The organism is Gluconobacter sp. Dm-44 (assembly GCF_018256175.1).
GTDB classification, from domain to species: Bacteria; Pseudomonadota; Alphaproteobacteria; order Acetobacterales; family Acetobacteraceae; genus Gluconobacter; species Gluconobacter cadivus.
In genome coordinates this window covers 25,747-32,079 of the sequence record NZ_JAERLZ010000020.1, presented here as the reverse complement: position 1 = coordinate 32,079, position 6,333 = coordinate 25,747, and the positions used below count along the sequence as shown (strand labels likewise).

At 54.8% G+C, this 6,333-nt stretch carries 5 protein-coding genes and 2 pseudogenes; 3 read left to right on the top strand and 4 right to left on the bottom strand.

Going from position 1 to position 6,333, the window contains the following annotated elements:
* Window positions 1-185: 185 nt before the first annotated feature.
* A pseudogene (locus JK213_RS15975) lies at window positions 186-717 on the top strand (IS5 family transposase); the annotation flags it as partial.
* Here the strand turns inward: JK213_RS15975 and JK213_RS15970 are convergent.
* The 3 genes and pseudogenes from JK213_RS15970 to JK213_RS14590 form a co-directional block, all read right to left on the bottom strand.
* Window positions 711-1,104 (bottom strand): annotated as a pseudogene (locus JK213_RS15970) (IS5/IS1182 family transposase); the annotation flags it as partial. The pseudogenes JK213_RS15975 and JK213_RS15970 overlap by 7 nt on opposite strands.
* A 37-nt stretch (window positions 1,105-1,141) precedes the next feature.
* Entirely contained in the window at window positions 1,142-2,410 is a 1,269-nt protein-coding gene (locus tag JK213_RS14595; protein WP_249200692.1) for a Zn-dependent hydrolase, read from the bottom strand.
* A gap of 42 nt (window positions 2,411-2,452) precedes the next feature.
* The gene (locus JK213_RS14590; protein ID WP_194263409.1) at window positions 2,453-2,881 is read right to left on the bottom strand and encodes a VOC family protein; all 429 of its coding nucleotides are present in this window, start codon (window positions 2,879-2,881) and stop codon (window positions 2,453-2,455) included.
* Between the two features lie 153 nt (window positions 2,882-3,034).
* Between JK213_RS14590 and JK213_RS14585 the strand changes: the two genes are divergently transcribed.
* Both JK213_RS14585 and JK213_RS14580 read left to right on the top strand, forming a co-directional pair.
* Window positions 3,035-3,910, top strand: a complete 876-nt coding sequence (locus tag JK213_RS14585; RefSeq protein WP_194263408.1) for a LysR family transcriptional regulator — start codon at window positions 3,035-3,037, stop codon at window positions 3,908-3,910.
* A 181-nt stretch (window positions 3,911-4,091) separates the two neighbouring features.
* Window positions 4,092-5,420, top strand: coding sequence for a CapA family protein (locus JK213_RS14580; RefSeq protein WP_194263407.1), 1,329 nt, complete (start codon window positions 4,092-4,094; stop codon window positions 5,418-5,420).
* Window positions 5,421-5,442: 22 nt separating this feature from the next.
* Here JK213_RS14580 and JK213_RS14575 read toward each other — a convergent pair whose 3' ends face one another.
* Window positions 5,443-6,321 (bottom strand): LysR family transcriptional regulator, encoded by an 879-nt coding sequence (locus tag JK213_RS14575; RefSeq protein ID WP_194263406.1) that lies wholly within the window; start codon window positions 6,319-6,321, stop codon window positions 5,443-5,445.
* Window positions 6,322-6,333: the final 12 nt, after the last annotated feature.

Here is a 6,333-nt window from a genome sequence, read left to right as displayed (position 1 = left end):
AGGCCCACCCTCCATCGGTAAGACTGTGAATCACGGAACACCGCTCAGTTCAATAAATTAATAGGTCCTGAGCCTAGCTTACGATGCCATAAGGCCTGTTTTCATCTGATCTTTGATATTTTTCTCCGTTTTTTGGAGATGTGTGGATGTGCCGGTATGGTCTGAGCGATGATCAGTGAGAGCAGATAAAGGATCTTCTCCCGGGTCGGGAAGGTCATGTCGGCGGGACATCTGCGGATAACCGGCTGTTTGTGGAAGCAGTTTTATATCGTTACCGCGCCGCCATTCCGTGGCGTGACCTGCCAGTGCAGTTCGGGGACTGGAAGAATGTTCACAAACGACTGCGTCGCTGGTGCGGAAGCAGCGTGATTGAACGGATTTTCCACCATCTGCTCGCCGATGATCGAGCCAATGAATACATGATGATTGACAGCCCGATTGTGCAGGCTCACCAGCATAGTGCGGGCGCCCATAAAAAAGGGGCGACGATCAGATCATCGGACGATCCCGTGGCGGACTAACCACGAAAATCCATGCCATTGTCGATGCTGCGGGCAAGGCCATGGCTCTTTCGCTGACGCAAAGGCGAGAGCCGACACCACTGAAGCAGAACCTCTCCTCAATGAAATCGATCCCAAAGCCTTTATCGCCGACAAGGCGTATGATGCTGATCCGCTTATTGAAAAGCTTGAAGAACGTCAGATCACACCCGTCGTCTTCCGTTTCCGGATGAACCGGAACTTCCGGTCAATGGAGACGTGGAATTTGTATCCAAAGAATGGGATGACGAGATCTGTTGTAGGGATCGTCCCGTCATCCTGCCGCTTCGCTTTGGCAAACTTCAGCGTCCAGTTTGCATGGCGATCTTTATGAGACAGCTTTGCGCTTGGGCCGCCAGTCTTCGGGAACACGTCTTACCCGGAAATCTGCTTTCTCAGCGTTCATATTGCGCTATCTAGGAGCGGCTACCAGTGCTACATTCAGGATCTGGACGGACATCGGCAGATAACCCGCGTTACGCAGCGTATTATCAAAACGATCACACAGCCTTTCAATAGCACCCGCCTGGATCAGACACTCGCGAAAGAGCCAAATCGTTTTGGCACCTCCATACAATCCTGAATGCAGGCCCTCAAAGGATTCAGGACACAGATACTGCCCGCCTGCGCAGAAGGCATTCCAGCAGACGGACCCCCTCCATGAAGTCATCCATCTCCATGCTTTCGTCTGGATTATGACTTCCGTTGCTATTGCGCACAAAGAGCATTCCCGTCGGGACGTTTTGCAAGGCAAATATCGCCGCATCATGCCCGGCACCGCTTGACATCGAAACGAAGGGAATGTTCAGCGAGGTTGCAATGATTTTTGCGTCCGCCTGCAAATCTGCATTCATGACGGCAGGTGTGCTACAGGTCCTCGGCCCAAGCTCCACACGGACATGATAGTCCTGTTCAACACGACGCGCCTGTTGGATAACCAACCCGTTGACCCGCTCAAGAAGCGCTTCATCCCGGGAACGGATATCAATCACGAGATCCAGCTTCCCGGGAACCGCTGCAAAATTCGCTTGTGCCTCGTCGGTCCGGCAGACGCCAAACGTCAGAGTCATCTCTTCCCCGTCAACTTCCGCCTGTTTCCAGGCTTCGTGCAGAGCAGTCATCATGCTGGCCCCGGCCATCACGGCGTCTGAACGGAAACAACGCGGCGTCGCCCCGGAATGGGCATATTGACCATGAATAACAGCCGAGCGATACCGCGTGCTCCCGCAAATTCCTGTCACGATCCCTACCGGAACGTCCGCTTCCAAAAGAACAGGCCCCTGTTCGATATGCAGTTCGACAAAACAGTCGATTTTCGCGGCATCCAGAACCGATGCTTTTCCGCACAGGTCGGGACTGGCGCCACAGTCCTGCATGTGATGCCTCAGGCTCAGACCATCGTCGCTTCGCGGAGTTTCGAGCGCGGAAGGCTCAAGCAGCCCGAAAGCCGTCCGGCTTCCCAGATAGGACAGCGGAAACCAGACACTTTCTTCTGCACGTGTCACGATCAGTGTCGTGTCCCGTTCCGGCCGGAAACCCGCTTTGACCCAGGCACAAAGCACAAGAAGACCAGCCACTGCACCCGCCGCTCCATCGAAATTTCCGCCACATGGAACAGTATCGAGATGCGACCCCGTCATGACGACTGGAAGGGTGCGGTCACGGCCAGGAAGCGTCAGGTAAAGATTGGAAGCCCAATCACGACGTACCTCTAATCCGTATTGCCCTGCCACACCCATGAACAGGGCATGGGCGAAATTTTCTTCCCTTCCGTAAGACGGCCGCGTCATGCCACGGCCGTCAAAACCGATCTCATACAAACGACTGAAAAGATGATGTCCGAGATCGACATCCATCAAAGGCGCGGTCATGCTGTTTGTCTCGGGTTGACCAGAACAGAACATAAACAACCCTTACTGCTTGGCGAAAAGTTGCTGCATATTGGCGAAAGCTTTGAATTCCAACGCATTCCCTGCGGGATCGCAGAAAAACATCGTCGCCTGCTCGCCCGGCAGTCCCGCAAAACGGATCTGTGGCTCCATTCCAAAAGAAATGCCATGACCGCGAACACGCTCCGCCAGAACCTTCCAGTCCTCCATGTCAAGAACAACGCCGAAATGCGGGATAGGCACGTTATGACCGTCCACGGCTCCCCCTCCACCTTCACTCCCACCCTGACAGGCATCAGGAACCAGGTGCGTAACGATTTGATGTCCATAAAGATCGAAATCGATCCAGGTTTCCGTACTCCGTCCCTCTGCACACCCGAGAACAGTTCCGTAAAAGATCCGGGCGGCTGCAAGGTCGTCGACCGGGAATGCGAGATGAAACGGATTAACCATGACTGCACCATGACTTTTCTGGAAAAATCCGCTGATATCATATTCGTCGGCGTAACAATCGTGCGAATATATGACTTCAGAAGAAGGTAAATCCGATGTCTGATCTCTTTCGCTACGTTACGCTGCCCTGACAGACCCTTCGGAGACCTACTCATGGACACACGCTTCCTCGAAAGTTTCCTGATCGTTATCGAACAGGGGTCGCTTGCGGGTGCAGCACGTCAGCTCCGCCTTACCCCAGCCAGCGTTGCCCAACGGATCCGCGCGCTCGAAGACGAAATAGGCTGTCCGATTGTCCAGCGTGATGGGCGGAACGTCCGTCCTACAGAACAAGGGCTAGCCATCATCGAACAGAGCCGGGCGATCGTCACGAGCGTCCGGGATCTCTGCGCCATTGCTGCGAGTGACAAGCCTGTCGGGACCCTGAGGATCGGCGCGATATCAAGTGCGGCGAATGGCCTCCTCCCCCCTTATCTGAAACGTTTTTTCGAATGTTTCCCCGAAATCGAGCTGCATATTACTCCAGGCTCTTCATCCGGGCTGCATAACGCGGTTCTGGAAGGAAATATCGACGCTGCCTTCATCGTGGAGCCGCCTTTTGAAATTCCAAAAACACTAGTCTGGCAGACCCTGCGGTCCGAGCCTCTGGTCGTCCTGGCCCCGGAAGCTCTTCAGGAAACAGACCCCCACGAAATCCTCCGGAATCATCCTCTGATCCGCTATGACCGGATGCAGTGGGGTGGCCGTCTTGCTGACGAATATCTTCGAAAATCAGGGATCTGGCCCCATGAACGCCTCGAGCTCGACTCACTGGACGCCATTGCCATCATCGTCAGTCAGGGAACGGGCGTCTCGCTCGTCCCTGACTGGGCCCGTCCCTGGCCCGCGGGCGTCCATTTAAAAAAAATCCCGCTTCCGGCCCCGGCTCCCTGCCGAAATCTGGGCTTTCTGATCCAGCGGAACTCGCCGCGTCTCAGCCTGTTCAACCGCCTGCTCGAAATCCTTCAGAAACCTCTGCCCACGTCGTAAGAGCCTCCAGAGCTGCCTGGCTCCGTGAGAAGCCCGGTTTTTCCATATCATGAAGATGGGAAAACCATCACCGTAAAGAGCGTCCTGAAACTGGACACCTCATGCGTCTTCGATAACCATACCGGCACAGAAATGCTTTTCCCAAAGCATCAATTTTTCAACTGATGTTCCGGACCGCCTGATGAAAATCTGCCTGACGGGTGACAGTATTCTCTTTCGGCAACTCAACAGCCGCACTGACCCCGGACTGTCGCCCCTTTTCGACATGATCCGCGCCTGCGATGTTTCGTTCACCAATCTCGAACTGGTACCGAACGATTTCGTGGGTGATCCGGCCCTTGATATGGGCGGCACGCATTTTGGCGCCTCATCCCGGGTTCTGGATGACCTGAAAGAAGCCGGTTTCGACCTTTTTGCGGCGGCAACCAACCATTCGCTGGATTACAGCATCTCCGGCCTGCGCAAGACGCTGGACGAACTCAACCACCGAAATCTGCATCATGCCGGGATCGGCCTGCATCTGGAAGATGCCAGACGCCCTACATATTTTACGCATCCTGCAGGTACGGTCTCCATGCTGTCCTGCACCTCCACCTTCGCCAGAGGGCAGGAGGCAGCCATGCAGACGAGCGCGATGCAGGGACGCCCCGGCATCAATCCGCTACGCTACAACACGATGCACCACGTTTCCGCCGATGATATGACCTCCCTGAGGGAGATCTACCGGAAGCTCGGATTGCAACGGGTCAAGGACGACAAAATCCAGCTTGGTTTCGCCTTTCCCGCCCCCGAGGGGGTTCTCGCCTTCGAAAACCTGAATTTTCAGGTCGGTCAGGAAACGAAAGTCAGCACCACCCCCAACCCGACGGACACGCAAGCCCTGCATCGCTGGATCGCAGAAGCACGGATGGTTTCCGATACGGTCATCCTGAGTATTCACGCACATGAAAGCGGATATAACGCCAACGGAGAACTCGACGTAGAAATTCCGGCTGATTTTCTCGTAACAGCCGCCCGTCAGGCGATCGACGCCGGTGCGGATATCGTTGCCTGTCACGGACCACATCTGTTGCGGGGCCTCGAAATCCATAACGGCAAACCGATCTTCTACAGTCTGGGCAATTTCATAGGACAGAATGAACTCGTGGAGCGCCTCCCAGTCGAATCCTATATGGCGAACCGCGTAAGTCCGGAGCTAACACCTCATCAGCTTTATAAAGCTCGCAGCAACAACGATGCGAAAGGTTTCCCCGCCGAAAAACGTTTCTGGGAGACCATCATGCCGATCTGCACTTATCAGAATGGAAAACTCGAAAGTCTCGAAATCCATCCGATCACACTCGGCCTGGGCCTGGCTGCTCACAGACGCGGAGTACCCTCTCTGGCCCACGGCGAGGAAGGGCGAAACATTCTGGAAACATTTGCCACTCTATCCAGGTCTTTCGGAACCGACTTCCAACAAGCAGGAACCGATAATGCGCCGCTCCTTCTATGGCGCGCAACAACCTGAAGGCTCTTCATAATATCCAAAACTACTGAGGAGGCATATTGCTGCGGGAGGCCTCTTCCAGATACCGGATCAGAGCCTTGCAGCCCTCCGTCATTCGGCCGCGTAAGGTCATCACACCGACATCCCGCACGATCTTCTGGTCTCCCAGAGGCAAGATACGGATATTCGGCACAACACTAACCGCAAAGATATAGGGAACAATCGAACACCCCATATTATTGGCGACCATCTGCAGAATTGTATGAAGATCTTCAGTCTCGATGACCTCATGGGGAGAAAGCCCCTGCGTCCTGAGAAATCGATCCAGCGTACGCCCCCCAAAAGAACGGCTGTCATAGCGAATAAAAGGCTGGCCTTCGAGGATCTGTCGCCAGTCTGCGCCTTCGACATGAGCAGGGACGACCATGACATAGTCCTGTTGCACGACAGGATGCCACTGCATGTATGGCATCAACCCAAAAGGTGGCCGGACGATCAGCGCAGCATCCAGCTCTCCCGCATCCAGACGATCCAGCAAACTCATGGAAGTCCCTGGAACAATCCGTACTTTCAGATCCGGAAGCTCAAGATGCAAACCCGCAATGGCAGGGGCAAGCAAGCTGGTCTGAGCAGTTGAAATAGCGCCCACCCGCAACAGTTCGGTTTCAGGCTTGAGATGTGACGCCCCTCGAAGCGCCTCAAAGGCCGAAAGGATATCTTCGACCTGACATAAGATACGACTCCCCGCTGCCGTCAGAGTTACCGACCTGCCTGTGCGCTCAAAAAGATCATAGCCAAACTCTTCTTCAAGCCGACGAATCTGAGCACTGATTGCCGACTGCGTCACCCCGATCGCCTTGGCTGTCGCGGCAAAACTCTCGGTCCGGGCAGCAACGACAAATGTTCTGAGTTCGGGAATCACGACTCGACAGAC

What these genes read in the sequence shown, in the direction of transcription:
- JK213_RS14585 (WP_194263408.1), top strand. Translation starts at nt 3,035, where the DNA reads ATGGACACACGCTTCCTCGAAAGTTTCCTGATCGTTATCGAACAGGGG.
- JK213_RS14590 (WP_194263409.1), bottom strand. Translation starts at nt 2,881, where the DNA reads ATGGTTAATCCGTTTCATCTCGCATTCCCGGTCGACGACCTTGCAGCC.
- JK213_RS14595 (WP_249200692.1), bottom strand. Translation starts at nt 2,410, where the DNA reads ATGACCGCGCCTTTGATGGATGTCGATCTCGGACATCATCTTTTCAGT.
- JK213_RS14580 (WP_194263407.1), top strand. Translation starts at nt 4,092, where the DNA reads ATGAAAATCTGCCTGACGGGTGACAGTATTCTCTTTCGGCAACTCAAC.